14 protein-coding genes are annotated in these 15,316 nt (G+C 65.2%); 3 read left to right on the top strand and 11 right to left on the bottom strand.

Features of this window, described 5'->3' with window-relative positions; translation table 11 throughout:
- The first annotated feature begins 28 nt into the window (after positions 1 to 28).
- Positions 29 to 757, top strand: a complete 729-nt coding sequence (locus C7440_RS04095) for a 16S rRNA (uracil(1498)-N(3))-methyltransferase (RefSeq protein ID WP_026068093.1) — start codon at positions 29 to 31, stop codon at positions 755 to 757.
- A 68-nt stretch (positions 758 to 825) separates the two neighbouring features.
- On the opposite strand, the gene C7440_RS04090 is transcribed toward C7440_RS04095, so the two are convergent.
- From C7440_RS04090 to C7440_RS04075, 4 genes are all read right to left on the bottom strand, one after another.
- Positions 826 to 1,296 carry a barstar family protein gene (locus C7440_RS04090; protein ID WP_017525233.1) on the bottom strand — a complete coding sequence of 157 codons (471 nt, stop codon included), beginning with the start codon at positions 1,294 to 1,296 and terminating at the stop codon, positions 826 to 828.
- A complete protein-coding gene (locus C7440_RS04085; protein ID WP_116517551.1) occupies positions 1,293 to 2,495 on the bottom strand; it encodes a patatin-like phospholipase family protein in 1,203 nt (400 codons plus the stop codon). Before C7440_RS04085 ends, C7440_RS04090 begins: the two co-directional genes overlap by 4 nt.
- A 4-nt stretch (positions 2,496 to 2,499) precedes the next feature.
- A complete protein-coding gene (locus C7440_RS04080) occupies positions 2,500 to 4,794 on the bottom strand; it encodes an NADP-dependent malic enzyme (protein ID WP_017525235.1) in 2,295 nt (764 codons plus the stop codon).
- A gap of 134 nt (positions 4,795 to 4,928) precedes the next feature.
- Complete coding sequence (locus tag C7440_RS04075; protein ID WP_017525236.1) at positions 4,929 to 5,852, bottom strand: hypothetical protein; 924 nt, start codon at positions 5,850 to 5,852, stop codon at positions 4,929 to 4,931.
- A 1,029-nt stretch (positions 5,853 to 6,881) separates the two neighbouring features.
- Between C7440_RS04075 and C7440_RS04070 the strand changes: the two genes are divergently transcribed.
- The gene (locus C7440_RS04070) at positions 6,882 to 8,045 is read left to right on the top strand and encodes a pyridoxal phosphate-dependent aminotransferase (RefSeq protein ID WP_017525183.1); all 1,164 of its coding nucleotides are present in this window, start codon (positions 6,882 to 6,884) and stop codon (positions 8,043 to 8,045) included.
- 36 nt (positions 8,046 to 8,081) lie between these two features.
- On the opposite strand, the gene C7440_RS04065 is transcribed toward C7440_RS04070, so the two are convergent.
- Complete coding sequence (locus C7440_RS04065; protein ID WP_083851329.1) at positions 8,082 to 8,915, bottom strand: lytic transglycosylase domain-containing protein; 834 nt, start codon at positions 8,913 to 8,915, stop codon at positions 8,082 to 8,084.
- A gap of 108 nt (positions 8,916 to 9,023) precedes the next feature.
- Between C7440_RS04065 and C7440_RS04060 the strand changes: the two genes are divergently transcribed.
- The gene (locus C7440_RS04060) at positions 9,024 to 10,568 is read left to right on the top strand and encodes a UbiD family decarboxylase (protein ID WP_116517550.1); all 1,545 of its coding nucleotides are present in this window, start codon (positions 9,024 to 9,026) and stop codon (positions 10,566 to 10,568) included.
- Positions 10,569 to 10,757: 189 nt separating this feature from the next.
- On the opposite strand, the gene C7440_RS04055 is transcribed toward C7440_RS04060, so the two are convergent.
- The 6 genes from C7440_RS04055 to dacB all read right to left on the bottom strand — a co-directional run bounded on the left by C7440_RS04055 (position 10,758) and on the right by dacB (position 15,312).
- On the bottom strand, positions 10,758 to 11,129 hold the full coding sequence (locus C7440_RS04055) for a hypothetical protein (RefSeq protein ID WP_017525186.1): 372 nt from the start codon (positions 11,127 to 11,129) through the stop codon (positions 10,758 to 10,760).
- A complete protein-coding gene (locus tag C7440_RS04050) occupies positions 11,122 to 11,532 on the bottom strand; it encodes a phage holin family protein (RefSeq protein ID WP_040549299.1) in 411 nt (136 codons plus the stop codon). The genes C7440_RS04055 and C7440_RS04050 overlap by 8 nt, the downstream gene beginning before the upstream one ends.
- A 76-nt stretch (positions 11,533 to 11,608) precedes the next feature.
- Positions 11,609 to 11,926: an ElaB/YgaM/YqjD family protein gene (locus C7440_RS04045; protein WP_017525188.1), complete on the bottom strand. Its 318-nt coding sequence runs from the start codon at positions 11,924 to 11,926 to the stop codon at positions 11,609 to 11,611.
- Positions 11,927 to 12,166: 240 nt separating this feature from the next.
- A complete protein-coding gene (locus tag C7440_RS04040; RefSeq protein ID WP_100224226.1) occupies positions 12,167 to 12,889 on the bottom strand; it encodes a hypothetical protein in 723 nt (240 codons plus the stop codon).
- Positions 12,890 to 13,112: 223 nt separating this feature from the next.
- Positions 13,113 to 13,751 (bottom strand): uracil phosphoribosyltransferase, encoded by a 639-nt coding sequence (gene upp, locus C7440_RS04030; RefSeq protein ID WP_017525191.1) that lies wholly within the window; start codon positions 13,749 to 13,751, stop codon positions 13,113 to 13,115.
- 25 nt (positions 13,752 to 13,776) lie between these two features.
- On the bottom strand, positions 13,777 to 15,312 hold the full coding sequence (gene dacB / locus C7440_RS04025) for a D-alanyl-D-alanine carboxypeptidase/D-alanyl-D-alanine endopeptidase (protein ID WP_243410819.1): 1,536 nt from the start codon (positions 15,310 to 15,312) through the stop codon (positions 13,777 to 13,779).
- Positions 15,313 to 15,316 lie beyond the last annotated feature (4 nt).

Here is a 15,316-nt window from a genome sequence, read left to right as displayed (position 1 = left end):
TTTTACCATCTTGCATTTTTCCCAGCCCATGGCCCGACCCAGGTTCTTCTGCCCTCTTCCCCTGCAGCCGCATCAGGCCCTCGAGCTGCCCCCCGAGCTTGCGCACTACGCCTTGCGTGTGCTGCGCCTGAAGGACGGCGCAGCGGTCATTCTGTTCGACGGGCGCGGGGGGCAGTACGAGGCCGTGTTAAGCATCCAGGGCAAGTCGGCCCAGGCTCAAGTGGGCGCCCACCACGCCGTGGAAGCCGAGCTGGCGGGCACGATCACCCTGGTGCAGGGCCTACCCTCGGGCGACAAGATGGACTGGATCGTGGAAAAAGCCGTGGAACTGGGTGCGCATCGGCTGATTCCGGTCGCGGCCCAGCGCAGCGTGGTTCAGTTGAACCCGCAGCGCCAGGCCAAGCGCCTGCAGCACTGGCAGCGCATTGCCCAGTCGGCCAGCGAGCAATGCGGCCGCAACCGCATCATGCGCATCGAGGCCCCCCTCGCCCTGGAAGCCTGCCTGGCTTCGCTGGAAACGGCCGGCCCCGTGCTGCTTTGCCATCCGGAAGCCACTCAGGCGCTGGACCAGGCCGTGGGCGCGGCAAACGACATTACCCTTCTGGTGGGGCCCGAAGGCGGCTGGTCGCCCGAAGAACAGCAGGCGGCGCTGCGGCAAGGCGCGGCGCCCGTGCGGTTCGGGACGCGGGTGTTGCGCACCGAGACGGCGGGGCTGGCACTGATCGCCGCCGTAAGCGCATTGAAAGGCTGGAACTGAAACAGCCAAGCCGCTGCGCACGCAGCGGCTTGGGCACCTGGCAAAGCCGGTGTTCTTACCCTTGCCGGCTATTCTTCTTCGCGGGCGCCCGAATAAGGCGTAGGCGCAACCCCCGGTTCAGGGTCGGGATGCTTGCCGGCATGCACCACGGCGTACGAAAAGCTGCGCTCGTTATTGCGGGCGAACTCGACCACGTCGTCGCACACCGCCAGAATGGCCTCGGCGTCTTCGGTCAGGGCCGGATCGCCCGAATGCAGCTTGTCGAACCACAGGAACAGGCCTGTTTTCTGGTCGAGCACCGTGTCACAGATGCAATCGTACAGGGCGTCGAGGTTGCCCCCGAAGAACTCGGGAAAATCGACCGCCTTGACCACCGCCCGCAACACAGCCGAACGGCTGCGCGCCCGATCGCAATCGATCACATAGGCGGTAAGCCCCGCAGCCTGGGCCCGCTCGACGGCTTCTTCCCGCGAGACGGCTGCGGAATCGATCAGACCGCCTTTCTGTAATTTTTTCTGCCATGTCTGCGCTTGGGTCATTGTGGCGTCTCCTTGAAAAACGCTTTGACTTCCTCAATACGTTCCATGCTGTCGGCTCGTCCGAGACGGATGAGCTCGCGGGTGTATCCGGCCTCGAACAGCAAGTAGGATACCAACGCTCCGCCTGTCGTGGCCCCGGAACCCGACGATACACCGAGTACCCGAAAAAGTGTACGAACCGAAGGTGGCATTTGATGCAAAAACTCCATGGCAATGTTGTCCAGCGGCTTGCTGGGGGTGATGGTCAGTGCGCTGACCGTCCTGAGGGACTGCGTTTCGACTTTCTCGGCCGGCGCCAGGGCGAGCAGGTCGTTGATGCGTTCGAGCCTTTCGACGTCCATCGACAGGCCGTCCATGAATATGCTGGACAGCACATGCCCACCTACCTGGGCCAGCGGCGGATAGTGGGAGTCGACCTGGCGCTCTTCGGCATGGGTGTCGTCCCGATGGCCGGTACCCACCACCAGGACCCGCTCGGCGCCCAGGTGGATGGCCGGGCTCAGGGGCGCCAGCTGCCGCATGGAGCCATCGCCACACCATTCCGTCTTGCCGTTCACCAGGATGGCCTGGGCGGGAAAGATGAAGGGAATGGCGCTGGATGCCATGAGATGCTCTACCCCTACCCGCCCGGGCACGGCGCGGCGCAGGCTTCGTGTCCATGGGTCGATGAGGTGGCGCGCATTATAGAAGGTAAGATGCTCGCCCGTGACGAAGGCCGTGGCCGTGATGGCAAGCGCCTGCAATTCGCCCTGGTCGAGATTGTCGTTGAGACGGTCGAAATCCAGCGTGGCCGCCAGCAGATCGGCCAGGGGGCTGTTGTCGAGCAGCGAGCTGGGACGCCTGCCGCGCAGTCCGGGCCATAGCCAGCCCAGCGCCAGCATGCTCAGCCAGCGCCATCCCGTGCCCAGCAGCGAAAGCGCATCGCTGCGATAGATGTGCTCGGTGTGTAGCTCATCCCAGAGCGTGACCAGGCGGTCGACCGCCAGGTGGATGTCGTTGGCCCGGCAGGCCAGGGCCGCCGCGTTGATGGCGCCGGCCGAGGTGCCGCACAAGATGGGAAAAGGGTTGCAGAACTGCGGTGAGCGGTCGGGGTCGAGTATTTGCAGAATGCCCGACAGGACGCCAACCTGGTAGGCGGCGCGCGCGCCGCCCCCCATCAGAACAAGGCCTACCGGCGAGCTACCGAAGCCCTTGCGCATGGCATCACGTCGAGCGTGGCGTGTTGGCGTCCACGACAGTCAGCGCCGCCATGTTGACGATGCGCCGCACCGTTGAACTGGACGTCAGGATGTGCACGGGCGCGTTGGCGCCGAGCAGGAAGGGCCCGACGGCAACGTTGCCCCCCGCGGCCGTCTTGAGCAGGTTGTAGGCGATGTTGCCGGCATCGACGTTGGGGCATATGAGCAGGTTGGCCGACCCCTTCAGCGTGGTCGAGGGCAGGATGCGCTGGCGCAGGGCTTCGTCGAGCGCGCAGTCGCCGTGCATCTCGCCGTCGACCTCCAGTGTGGGGTCCTGTTCGCGCACGATGGCCAATGCATCACGCATCTTGGCTCCCGAGGCCGAACTGCCGGTGCCGAAGTTGGATCGCGACAGCAAGGCCGCCTTCGGCTCGATGTTGAGGCGCCGCATTTCGCCCGCCGCCGCCAGCGTGATCTCGGCGATCTGCTCGGTGGTGGGATTGTCGTTGACGTGGGTGTCGGCCAGCGCCACCGTGCGCTCGGACAGCAGCAGGATGTTCATGGCCGCATAGGTGCGGGCCCCCGGCGCCTTGCCGATGACCTCGTCGATGAAACGCAGGTGATCGGCGTAGGAGCCGACCGTGCCGCACACCATGCCGTCGGCATCGCCCATGTGGATCATCATGGCGCCGATGAGCGTAAGCCTGCGGCGCATCTCGACCCGGGCCATTTCTTTGGTAATGCCCCGCCGGCACATCATTTCCCAGTAGGTGGTCCAGTAGCTGTGGAAACGTTCGTCGTACTCGGTGTTGGTGACCTCGACGTCTTCACCCAGCTTCAGGCGCAAGCCGAACTTCTTGATGCGGGCCTGCAGGACCTCGGGCCGGCCGATGAGGATGGGCTTGGCCAGCTTCTCGTCGACCACGATCTGCACCGCTCGCAGCACGCGCTCTTCTTCGCCCTCGCTGAATACGATGCGCGCCTTGCCGCCCTCGCGCACCATGCTCTTGGCGGTGGAGAACAGCGGCTTCATGAACGAGCCCGAGCGGTACATGAACTGCTGCAGTTCTTCGACGTAGCTGTCGAAGTCGGCAATGGGTCGCGTGGCCACGCCGTCTTCCATGGCGGCGCGCGCCACGGCCGGCGCCACGCGCACGATGAGGCGGTTGTCGAAGGGCTTGGGAATGAGGTATTCGGGGCCGAAAGACACGTTGTAGGTGCCGTAGGCGGCGGCCACCGCGTCGTTCTGTTCTTCTTGGGCCAGTTGCGAAATGGCCTCGACGGCGGCTTTTTCCATGCCGCGCGTAATGGTGGTGGCCCCCACGTCGAGCGCTCCCCGGAAAATGTAGGGGAAGCACAACACATTGTTGACCTGGTTGGGGTAGTCGGAGCGCCCGGTGGCCATGACGACGTCGTCGCGCACCGCGTGGGCGTCTTCGGGCAGGATTTCGGGGTTGGGGTTGGCCAGGGCCAGGATGACGGGCCTGGGCGCCATGGCGGCCACCATCTCGGGCTTGAGCACGCCGCCGGCCGACAGGCCCAGGAACACGTCGGCGCCGCCGATGATGTCGCCCAGCTTGCGGGCCTCGGTTTCTTGCGCGAACCGTTCTTTGGCCGGGTCCATGAGGACGGTGCGGCCCTTGTAGACCACGCCTTCGATGTCCGAGACCCAGATGTTCTCGACCGGCAGGCCCAGGTCGACGAGCAGGTCGAGGCAGGCCAGCGCGGCGGCGCCGGCGCCCGACACCGCCAGCTTGACCTGCTTGATGTCTTTTTCCACCACCTTGAGCGCGCTGATGAAGGCCGAGGCGACACAGATGGCCGTGCCGTGCTGGTCGTCGTGGAAGACGGGAATCTTCATGCGTTCGCGCAGCTTGCGCTCGACCACGAAGCACTCGGGCGCCTTGATGTCTTCAAGGTTGATGCCGCCGAAGGTGGGCTCGAGCCCGGCGATGATGTCGACCAGCTTGTCGGGGTCGTTTTCGTTGATCTCGATGTCGAAGACGTCGATGCCGGCGAACTTCTTGAAAAGCACCGCCTTGCCTTCCATGACCGGCTTGGAAGCCAGCGGGCCAATATTGCCCAGGCCCAGCACCGCGGTGCCGTTGGTGATGACGCCCACCAGGTTGCCGCGCCCCGTGAAGCGGAAGGCATTGACAGGATCGTTGACGATCTCTTCGCAAGCGGCGGCCACGCCGGGCGAGTATGCCAGCGCCAGGTCCCGTTGGTTGGACAGCTGCTTGGTGGGCGTGACGGCGATTTTCCCCGGACGGCCTTGCTCGTGGTATTCGAGGGCCGCTTTGCGAAAGTTTTCTTCCATGATGATCGATTCAGACAGGACGAGGTGAACAAGAGACGATCATTCTAGCCCCTCGCGCGCCTTCGGTCATGGTGTGATGCCTACGCGCAAGCCGCGCCTTGCGCGGCACGGGGCGCAAAGCCGGGCGCAAGGCGTCAAAGATCCTGCCCCGGGTCGGGAAAAACGCCGTCGGGATCAAACAGCTTCTTCACGCCGCGATCGAGCGTAGACGCTTGTTGCCACAGCGCATCGTCGCCCGCCGGCGGACGACTGGTATAGGCTGTGGTCCAGTCCATCGAAGGCAGGGCCGGCCGGGCCTCGAACACCATCCACTCGATCCAGCCCAGATCGCCCCCATGGCCCAGCAAAAGATGAGAAAGATTGACATCATGCCCCGGCCGGGGCGCAAGCGCATCGAGACGATAGCGCGCGGGCCAGCGTTCGTGAGTGGCGAAACGGGCGGCGGGTTCAGACGAAGCCAGAGCAAACAGCTGTGGCACGAGCTTTTGCAAGGTCAGCGTGCCCAGGGGCATACGGTTGCCCGCGCCGAAAGGCCCCAGCACGGCGCTGCTGCCATCGGCCATCAGCACCGAAGCATGCAGCAGGCCGCAACGAAAAGACTCGCCCGGCGCCCAGCCGCACAGGCTGCGGTCGGCTGCCCAGGCGGCAACGGTAAGGTAGCCGGGCTGGTCGGCAAACTGGGGCAGGCCGGCGCTTGCCAGTTCCGACAGATGCGTGCCGGGCTGGACGAACCACTTGCCCTCATCGTCGGGCAAGGGCTGGCAGCCGGCCATGGAGCCGTCGAGCTCGATCCACAAGACCGACTGCCCGGTCAGGCTGTCGCCCTGGTTGATGCCGCTCAGGGCCAGGACCACCCCGAATTCGCGGCACAGGGCCAGGGCCAGGCGCACGTCGCCGCCCTGGCTGGGGGTAAGCCGGGCGCTGCCCTTGCCTTCGTACAGGCCGAAGTCAAGAAAGTCGCCGGCAATGCCATGCTGCATGCGGCGGCAGAATTGTTCCCAGGGGCTGCGCGCGGCACGCCGACCGGTCAGAAAAGCCCGTCTGGATGAGGACTCCATGGTGTTCCTGTTGCGAAGAATCTTTGGTGGAAAGTATAGCTACGACTGCCGTGTTTTGAGTGAGCGGGCGGGTGATTCGTTCCTGTTCCATCTTATCTCTTGATCGTGAGATTGCTGGTTCTTAGTCCGCTCCTGCGTCTGACGGTGAGGACGTTGGTTCTTGAACCGTTCCTGAGTTGTCTCTTGGCTGTGGGGGTGTTTGTCCCTGGGTTGCCTCTTGAATGTGATGCTGTTTGCTTTAAACCCGTTCCTGCGCTGCGGGGTATGTCTGTTCCAGTCGACGCCGGTCGGCCCTCCGGGCCCGCCTGTCCGCATCCTCCGGGCCTTCGCCCTCCGTTCTGCGGCGCCTGGCTCGACCGCCAACGCCCGGCCCAGCCACACCCCACATCACAGGAACTGCATTGGGGTAGATAAACGCCCCTCTTGCGAGGCTCGGGCTGGGGAAAACCTTGAGTCCGGGGGGATGTGATGGCTTGGCAGCTAAAAATACTGCCCGGTCGTAATGCCGCATGCCTGTGGCAGAACACCCTGTATTCGTAGAAATGCCACCTATCTGTCGCAAAAGCAGAATGCCGCCACCTGTCGCAGAAAAAATACGGTGCATCAAGCCAAGAAACCCAGGGTGCCCCAACCCAAGACACTCTGAGGCGCGATGCGGGGCAGTATTTAGGGCGACGTTGAGCAAGCCGAGCGGCCTGTTGTTTTTGGGGAGGCAAGCGAGCGCATGTTTGAGCGGGCAAGCTTGGCGGAGCACTGCTCCGCCGCCCGCGAGTTCGCGAGCGCCCCAAAAACAATAGGACGCGAGGGCAGCCGGCAAAGCCGGCCGCAGCTCTCCGGCGCCCTAAATACTGCCCCGCAGCGCGCCGCTAAAGAACTCAAAGAACGGACCACACCAGCGCGCCAGCTTAAGAACTTGTATTGTTGAAGTGTCGGGATGGAGGGACATTAGGGACTTTCAACCGCCCAGCGCTCCAGTTCAAGAACCCAAAGAACCGCCTACAATCAGATTTTTCTTCAGAGCAGCAATTTATGTCCCGCCTAGCCAAGCGCACCGACCAGGTCATGCCCTTCTACGCAGTCGAAATCTTCAAGCAGGCCAGCGCCCTGAATGCGCAAGGCCGGGACATCATCAGCCTGGGCATAGGCGAGCCCGACTTCACCGCCCCCGCCCAGGTCGTCGAGACTTTAAATCGCGCCGCGGCAGCCGGCCTAAGCGGCTATACATCGCCGGCCGGCCTGCCCGCCCTGCGCGAGGCCATTGCCCACTACTACCAGCAGCAATTCGGCGCAACCGTCGACCCGAGCCGCGTCATCGTCACATCCGGCGCTTCCGGCGCCCTGCTGCTGGCCGCCATGGCACTGATCAACCCGGGCGACGAAGTACTGATGTCCGACCCCTCTTACCCCGCCAACCAGAACTTCATCATGGGCGCGGGCGGCGTGCCTCGGCTGGTTCCCTCGTCGGCGGAACAGCGCTTCCAGCTTTCGGCCCAAGACGTCCGGCGGCACTGGGGGCCCGCCACAGCCGGAGTGCTCGTGGCCTCGCCCAGCAACCCCACGGGCACCACCATCGAGCACGACGAACTGCGCGAGCTGGTCAGCGAAGTGCGCCAGCGGGGCGGCTTCGTCATCATGGACGAAATCTACCTGGGCCTGTATTACGGCGATACACCACGCAGCGCGCTGGCCATCGACGACGACATCATCATCATCAACAGTTTCTCCAAATACTTCCACATGACAGGCTGGCGCCTGGGCTGGATGATCGCCCCGCAAGACATGGTGCCCGCCATCGAAAAGCTTGCGGCCAGCCTGGCGATCTGCGCTCCCTCGCTGGCGCAGCATGCCGCCCTTACCTGCTTCGAGCCCGAAGTGATGCGTGTGTACGACCAGCGGCGGCTGTCGTTCAAACAGCGGCGCGACTACCTGCTGCCGCAGCTCGAGCGCATCGGCCTGCACGTGCCGGTCGTGCCCGACGGCGCCTTCTACATTTACGCCGACATCAGCCGCTACAGCCAGGACAGCGACGACTTCGTGCACCGGCTGCTGCATGAAGCGGGCGTGGCCACGGTGCCGGGGCGCGATTTCGGGCCGGCCCATGCGGCACACTCGATCCGCCTGTCGTACTCGACCGGCCTGGACCGCCTGAAAGAAGCCGTGGAACGCATGGAAGGCTTTCTCGCCCGGGCATAGGCAAACACCCGAGCCCCCGCCGGAAGCGCGGTGCCGCTACAGCCGCGGCGGAATGCCCGAGGCCAGGGAAAGCCGCCGGCGCTCTGCCAGCACCTTGGCCCCGTAGCCGCCGTCGCTGGGGCCGGTGGCCCCCACATAACAGGCCAGGCCCCCGGTGACCGAGCCACGGCGCTGGATGCAGTCGTGCAAGATCTGGCTGCCCACCCGTATGTTGGCGATCGGATTCAGCGCCGCTTCGGCGCCGCCGTCAAAACGCTCGAACTTGTCCTGGTGCACCTTGGTCATGACCTGCATCAGCCCCTGCGCGCCCACATGGCTTTCGGCAAAAGGGTTATAGCGCGACTCGATGGCAATGACGGCCAGCACCAGCAGCGGGTCCAGGTCCTTTTCAGGCGCCACCGCGAACACCGTGTGGATCAACACCCCCGCCACGTCATGGGCGATGCGGTACTTGCGCGCAATGTAGCTGCGCAGCGCCTGGCTCTGCACCTTGGTGACACCCGGGATGGAGAAGGAATCGAGCGCGCTGAGCGCGTCGGCAAAGGTTTGCGGCTCTTCTTCGTCCGCCGCCGCTCCGTCGTCCGCGGCACCGCGTCCCGAGGACAGGTCCACCTGCCCGCCCGACAGGCGTTCCGCCAGCGACAGGCCCGAACCATCGTCCGTCACCGAGCCGGGCTTCAGGCTAATCAGCAGGGCGGCGTGTATCTGCTGTGATTGATCGCGCAGCGACGGCACCACAAAGCTCAGCGATACCGTGACCAGCACCGCAATCCCCAGGTAGACCGCCGCGGCATGCGTAAGCTCGGCCGCGCGCCTGCCCGTCAGGCGCAGCGAGCGTCCCAGCCAAGTGTAAGTGCCCGAAACCGTCATGTCCTTGTTGCCTTCCTTCAGGGGCCCTTGGTGCCCGGCCCCTTCCAATAAAATGCCGAGCTCGATGTTAACCTTAGACGTCCGTCAAAACCAATCAGTGAGAATTTCTTGAAATACCGTGACCTGCGGGACTTCGTCGCGCAATTGGAAGGAGCGGGCCAGCTCAAGCGCATCACGCACCCCGTCTCGACGGCGCTTGAAATGACCGAAATCAGCGACCGCGTCCTGCGTGCCGAAGGGCCCGCCCTGTTGTTCGAGCACCCCATGCACGACGGCCGCCGCGCCTCGATGCCCGTGCTGGCCAACCTGTTCGGCACACCCGGGCGGGTGGCGCTGGGCATGGGCGCCGACGACGTGGCCGCCCTGCGCGACATCGGCGAACTGCTGGCCTCGCTGCGCGAGCCCGAGGCCCCGCGTGGTCTGCGCGATGCCTTTGCCAAGGTCTCGTTGCTGAAGTCGGCCCTGTGGGACATGAGCCCGAAACGCATTCGCAATCCGGCCTGCCAGGAAATCGTGCTCGAAGGCGACGACGTCGACCTGGGCGCCATCCCGCTGCAGACCTGCTGGCCCGAGGACGCCGCCCCCCTGCTCACCTGGGGCCTGGTCATTACGCGCGGCCCCAATGCCCGCCGCCAGAACCTGGGCATCTACCGCCAGCAGCTCATCGGCCGCAACAAGCTCATCATGCGCTGGCTGTCGCATCGCGGCGGGGCGCTCGACTTCCGCGACCACGCCCTGGCCAACCCCGGCAAGCCATTTCCCATAGCGGTGGCCCTGGGCGCCGACCCGGCCACCACCCTGGGCGCCGTCACGCCCGTGCCCGACAGCCTGTCCGAATACCAGTTTGCCGGGCTGCTGCGCGGCTCGCGCACCGAGGTGGCCGACGCCCTGGGCAGCGACCTTACCGTTCCCGCCTTCGCCGAAATCGTGCTCGAGGGGCATATATTGCCCTCGGACCACCCCGCCGCCCTGGAGCCCACGGTTCCAGAGGGTGTCAAGCCCCCCTCCGACGGGCGCTATGAAATGGCGCTCGAGGGCCCCTACGGCGACCACACAGGCTATTACAACGAGCAGGACTGGTTCCCGGTCTTCACGGTCGAGCGCATTACCATGCGCCGCAATCCCATTTATCACAGCACCTACACCGGCAAGCCGCCCGACGAGCCGGCCGTGCTGGGGGTGGCCCTGAACGAGGTGTTCGTGCCGCTTCTGCGGCGCCAGCTTCCCGAGATCGTGGACTTCCACCTGCCGCCCGAAGGCTGCAGCTACCGCCTGGCGGTCGTGTCGATACGCAAGCAGTACGCCGGCCACGCCAAGCGGGTCATGTTCGGCCTGTGGAGCATTCTGCGCCAGTTCATGTACACCAAGTTCATCATCGTCGTGGACGACGACGTCGACGTGCGCGACTGGAAAGAGGTGGTCTGGGCCATGACCACCCGCATGGACCCGGCACGCGACACCCTGCTGGTGGAGAACACGCCGATCGACTACCTGGACTTTGCCTCGCCCGTGTCGGGCCTGGGCGGAAAGATGGGCATGGACGCCACCAACAAATGGCCGGGCGAAACCCAGCGCGAGTGGGGCCGCCCCATTCAGATGGACAAAGACGTAAAGGCCCGCGTCGACGCCATGTGGGGCCAGTTGGGCCTGTAAACGCCGAGCCGGCAGAAGCCAAGGCCGGCCCCGCGCGGGCCAGGGAGCGCGGTTGATCCGGCAATAAGCTCGAAACAGCGCCTGCTCGGCCTTTGCCCGCCAGCGCGGCCACCGTTTCCCCAAGGGCTAGCCCCCGCGGATTCCCGGCAAAAATCGGGGCACTCTCGCAGCTTTTTATGCAAAAAGGCCCTAGCGGCTTGCCCCCGTGCCGCCCCGGTCGTCGCGTCCGCCCATATTGCGGGCCACCTGCCAGCTAAGCAGCAGCCCCGCGCCCAGGCGCAGCAGGCGGTTGCGCTTGCGTACGCCCGAAAGCAGGGTCGAGGCCGTGGACACGATGAAGGGATAGCGCCTGAGCAGGCCCAGCCCCTGGAACAGCCAATCAGTGGGACGCTTGCGGCTGACGGAGGCCGGCAGGAAGCTGCGCAGCAGCGCCCCCGGCTGCAGGTCCTGGCCCACGTGGCGCAGGCTGTTCTGCAGCGTCTGGCGCTCGATGGCGGCCCGGGCCCGCAACAACTCGATCTTGACTTCGCGCAGGCGACTGGCGGACGGTTTACTAGCCATGCCTTCCTCCTGTGAAATCGTCAGGCTCGTCGGGTTCGCGCAAGCGTTCGGCCAGCGATATGTCGCGCTTGAGCTCGGCAAGCGTGGCCGAGAAAGGCATGGGACCGTTGCTGAGGCAGTGCCAGACGCCCCAGAAAAGACCCAGGCCCACCACCGCGTAAATAAGGGCCAGCACGCCTATCGCCAGGTAGCGCGCTTCGGTGGGCCAGAAGTACAGCGCCACCGCGATGGAAAAGACCAGCAGCGCAAGCGAAGAAAACAGCAGCGCACCGAAGGCCATGCAAAGCAGGCGGAGGACGCGCGACTTTTCGCCCGCCGCTTCGAGCGAAAAAAGCTCGAGCCGGGTGCGGACCATGGAAAGGACAGTGCTGGCGAGGTCTCCGATAGAGTGTCTTAGCGCCATAAATCCCCTTGCGTAAGGCAGCATGCCGCCGGCCTTGCGGCCGGCCGGCACGAGGCGAGGTTTTGCGTACGGCCCCTTAGCGGCGGCAGATCAACATGCCCACGAGCAGGCCCGTGAGACCGGCCACCCCCACCGCCTGCCAGGGGTTGTCGTGGACGTAGTCGTCGGTGGCGCGGGCCGCCTGCCGGCCCTTGGCAAGCACTGCATCCTGGGCGTCATACAGGGCGACCCGGGTGCGGCGCAGCGATTCCATGGCCTTCTCGCGCAGTTCGTTGGCCTTGTCGCCGGTGGTGTCGGCCGCCTCGCGCAAGAGCTTTTCGGCGTCGTCGAGGCTTTCTTTTACGCTGTTGATGAACTGGTCTTCTCTGGACTCGAGATCTTTGCTTCGTGCCATGATGGGCTCCTTGTGAAGAATGGAAGAAACTGCGGTCTTCAATAACGATATTAGCGGAAGCTGCGAAGCATTTATTGATTCATGTCATGCTCCGTGCCGGAATTGTTGCCGCGCCCCCGCCCGCCGCTCGAACAATCGCGCTGCACACAATGCGGCGGTCATGCCTGAATATGGGCGGGCTCTTGGAAAGGCCCGTTGGCAAGAAGCATGCCCAAGAGTTCAAGCAACAACCCATATCGATTATTTCAGTTCGGACACCTCGACGGTGGACGACACGCCCTGCTGCCGGCTTTCCTGGCGCATGACCATGTTCAGCTCGGGGCAGAACCAGTCGGTGACGGTGGAACGGATCTCGGGTATGGGCAGGACCAGGCCGCTGAACGACGCCTGGGTGGCTTCGATGACCCGCGAGTAATTGATGGGCCAGCACGACTGCGTGCCGGCCGCGGTTTGTATGGAAGCCTTTTCACCCACGGTCTTGGCGCCGGTATGGACGACGACGGGCTTGGCATCGACGCCCTTGTGATCGACATTGACCTGGAACTTGCGGGCCGGGAAGGTTTGGCCGGCCTTTGTAATGGGCTCGCCGTAGGAAAACAGGCCCAGCATGCGCAGGTCGAACTTGCCCTGCACCGGCTCGCGCCCGCCCTGCTCGGTCTGGCGCTCGAAGCTGGCCTGCCCGTTGCGCAGGGTCATCCAGTAGTCGAGGTCGGACTTGCCCGCCGGCAGGCCCGCCAGCCCGAAAGTGGCGGTGCCCTGCACCCGCGCCTGGCATTCGCCCTGCGAGTTCTTCTTGACTTCGGAAAAGGACAGGTCGGCGCCCAGCCGCAGGGCGCCCGAACCATCGAGGCGGACCTTGCCCTGGTCGTGCATGAAAGGCGCGTCGCACAAGCCGGCCGCAGCGGGCCCGGCGTGCAGCCCGATAAACAGAAACGCCAAGGTACAACCCGTTCTTGCGGCCATGTGCATTCAATCACCCCTGTACGAAGCGCAATGGTTACATCCTACCCGTTTTGCGCTGCGCATGCGGTATGCGCGCAATGAAAAAGTTATCAATATCTTACCGGCGCCCGAAGCGGCATGCGGCGACCCGTGGCCGGCGGGCGCCAGGCCGGGCGTCGAGAAGCGGCCTTTGGCGGCGCTTGAGTAGTTGCGCGATCGAACGGCGTCGGGCGGCGGCCGAAGTTCAGTCGTCTTTCTGCTTGGTGCCGAAGATGCGGTCGCCCGCGTCGCCCAGGCCGGGGATGATGTAGCCGCTGGCGTTCAGATGGCTGTCGATGGAAGCGGTAAAGACCTGCACGTCGGGGTGGGCGGCCTCGACCGCGCTGATGCCCTCGGGCGCCGCGACCAGCACCAGGGCCCGGATATTGCGGCAGCCGGCCTTCTTGAGCATGTCGATGGTGGCGACCATGGAGCCGCCTGTGGCAAGCATGGGGTCGACGATGAGGGCCAGGCGCTGGTCCAGCGCGCCGACCAGGCGCTCGAGATAGGGCTGGGCCTGAAGGGTTTCTTCATCGCGCGCGATGCCCACGGCGCTGACCTTGGCGCCTGGAATCAGGGTAAGCACGCCGTCGAGCATGCCGATTCCGGCCCGCAAGATGGGCACCACGGTTACCTTCTTGCCGGCGAGTTTTTCGACCTCGATCTGGCCGCACCAGCCCTGTACCGCCGCCGATTCGAGGGGCAGGTCTTTGGTGGCCTCGTAGGTGAGCAGGGCCGCGACCTCTTGGGACATCTCGCGGAAGTTCTTGGTGCTGAGGTCGGCGCGGCGCATGAGGCCGAGCTTGTGGCGTATCAGCGGATGGCGGATTTCGTGTATGGGCATGGTGGTTCGGTGTGCAGAGAAGAAGTCAGCGTGCGGCCAGCCACGAGATCAGCGCGTCATCGAAAGACCGGATCGCCGTGGCCCGCTCGCCATTGGCCAGGCTGACGACAATATAACGCTTGCCGCTTGCCCCAAGCACGTAGCCGGCCAGGGCGCGGGCATCGCGCAGCGTGCCTGTTTTAAGGTGGGCCATGCCCCGGACTTCGTCCTGGCGAAGGCGCCGCCGCATCGTACCATCAACGCCGGAAATGGCCAGCGAGGAGACATACTCGGGCATGAGCGGCGAGCGCCAGGCCGCCTCGAGCATGCCGGCCAGGCCCCCGGCGGTAAGGCGGCCGTTGCGCGACAGGCCCGAACCATTATCTATTTGCCAGCCCCGCGTGTCTACGCCCTGCTCGGCCAGGACGGCCAGGACGGCCTGCCCCCCGCCGGCCGGGGTTGCCGGGCGGCCGGCTTTTTCGGCGCCCAGGGTCAGCAGCAGGGTACGCGCCATGACGTTGTTGCTTTGCTTGTTGATCTGGCGAATGGTGTCGGCCAGGGTCTCGGACTCGGTCCAGGCCAGGACCTGCGCATTGCCGGGCGCCCGGCCTTCACGGACCCCTCTTGCCAGGGTACCGCCCAGGTCGCGCCACAACTGGCGGAACAGGGCCGAGAAATAGGCCGGCTGCGACTGCACCAGCCGGTAAACGGTGAACTCGCCGCAGGAACCCGCGGCGGTGCCCGCCACGTCGACCAGGGTTTCGGCGCCTACCTGGCGCGCCTGGACAGACACGGCGGGCGAGCCGGGACACACGGCGTCGCTGTATTTCACTTCGCCCTGGATGCGCACCCCCGGCAATGGAGGGTCGAGAACGGGTATCCACTTGCGACCCACGGTATCGGGCACGAACAGCAGGCGCGCAGCACCCAGCCCCACCATCATGGCATCGGGGCTGGCGTTGTAGGGCCGGTCTCCGGCGTCGTCAAACGCGTTGGGGTCGATGCCCACCTGGCCGAAGACGGAGCGGTCGACCACGACCTCGCTCAGGTTCTTGACCCCCCGCAGGCGCAGCTCGCGCAACAGGAACCAGAGCTCTTCCTGGGTAAGGTGGGGGTCGCCCCCAGCCTTGATGTACAAGGGGCCGCGCAGGCTGCCCTGGCCATCGATGCGGGCGCCGCGCTCGGCCAGCAGTTCGGTGCGCCAGCGATACTCGGGCCCCAGGCCCGACAACGCCGCCCAGGTAGTGACCATTTTCATTACAGATGCGGGATTGCGCGGCGTGGCCGGATTGAGCTCGACCAGACGGGGCCCGCCGATTTCCTGCACGACCAGCGACACATCGCCCTGCTGCAGCCGGGCGGCCCGCCAAGCCTGATCGAGTTCGGGCGGCAAGGCCTGGGCGCTTGCCGCCGCCCCGTACGAGGCCAGGCATACGAACAGGAAACCTGCAAGGGCGGAAGCCGGGCGACCAGACACCCGGGCCAGGGACTTCAGGCCTGCATGCTGCGCGAGGCGACGGAACAGGCCTGCCCGCCGACGCGGCGCAGACGAATGCTCGGAAAATGCGGACAGAGTCATCATGCTT

It is taken from the genome of Pusillimonas noertemannii (assembly GCF_003096595.1).
In the GTDB taxonomy this organism is placed as follows: domain Bacteria; phylum Pseudomonadota; class Gammaproteobacteria; order Burkholderiales; family Burkholderiaceae_B; genus Pusillimonas; species Pusillimonas noertemannii.
The sequence above is the reverse complement of the archived record's forward strand: the minus strand, read 5'-3'. Positions and strand labels throughout refer to the sequence as shown.

Excerpts from the sequence above, each read along its gene's own strand:
- C7440_RS04065 (WP_083851329.1), bottom strand. The coding sequence starts at position 8,915 with ATGACGGTTTCGGGCACTTACACTTGGCTGGGACGCTCGCTGCGCCTG.
- C7440_RS04055 (WP_017525186.1), bottom strand. The coding sequence starts at position 11,129 with ATGGCTAGTAAACCGTCCGCCAGTCGCCTGCGCGAAGTCAAGATCGAG.
- dacB (WP_243410819.1), bottom strand. The coding sequence starts at position 15,312 with ATGATGACTCTGTCCGCATTTTCCGAGCATTCGTCTGCGCCGCGTCGG.
- C7440_RS04080 (WP_017525235.1), bottom strand. The coding sequence starts at position 4,794 with ATGGAAGAAAACTTTCGCAAAGCGGCCCTCGAATACCACGAGCAAGGC.
- C7440_RS04075 (WP_017525236.1), bottom strand. The coding sequence starts at position 5,852 with ATGGAGTCCTCATCCAGACGGGCTTTTCTGACCGGTCGGCGTGCCGCG.
- C7440_RS04045 (WP_017525188.1), bottom strand. The coding sequence starts at position 11,926 with ATGGCACGAAGCAAAGATCTCGAGTCCAGAGAAGACCAGTTCATCAAC.
- C7440_RS04095 (WP_026068093.1), top strand. The coding sequence starts at position 29 with ATGGCCCGACCCAGGTTCTTCTGCCCTCTTCCCCTGCAGCCGCATCAG.
- C7440_RS04050 (WP_040549299.1), bottom strand. The coding sequence starts at position 11,532 with ATGGCGCTAAGACACTCTATCGGAGACCTCGCCAGCACTGTCCTTTCC.
- C7440_RS04090 (WP_017525233.1), bottom strand. The coding sequence starts at position 1,296 with ATGACCCAAGCGCAGACATGGCAGAAAAAATTACAGAAAGGCGGTCTG.
- upp (WP_017525191.1), bottom strand. The coding sequence starts at position 13,751 with ATGCCCATACACGAAATCCGCCATCCGCTGATACGCCACAAGCTCGGC.
- C7440_RS04085 (WP_116517551.1), bottom strand. The coding sequence starts at position 2,495 with ATGCGCAAGGGCTTCGGTAGCTCGCCGGTAGGCCTTGTTCTGATGGGG.
- C7440_RS04040 (WP_100224226.1), bottom strand. The coding sequence starts at position 12,889 with ATGGCCGCAAGAACGGGTTGTACCTTGGCGTTTCTGTTTATCGGGCTG.
- C7440_RS04070 (WP_017525183.1), top strand. The coding sequence starts at position 6,882 with ATGTCCCGCCTAGCCAAGCGCACCGACCAGGTCATGCCCTTCTACGCA.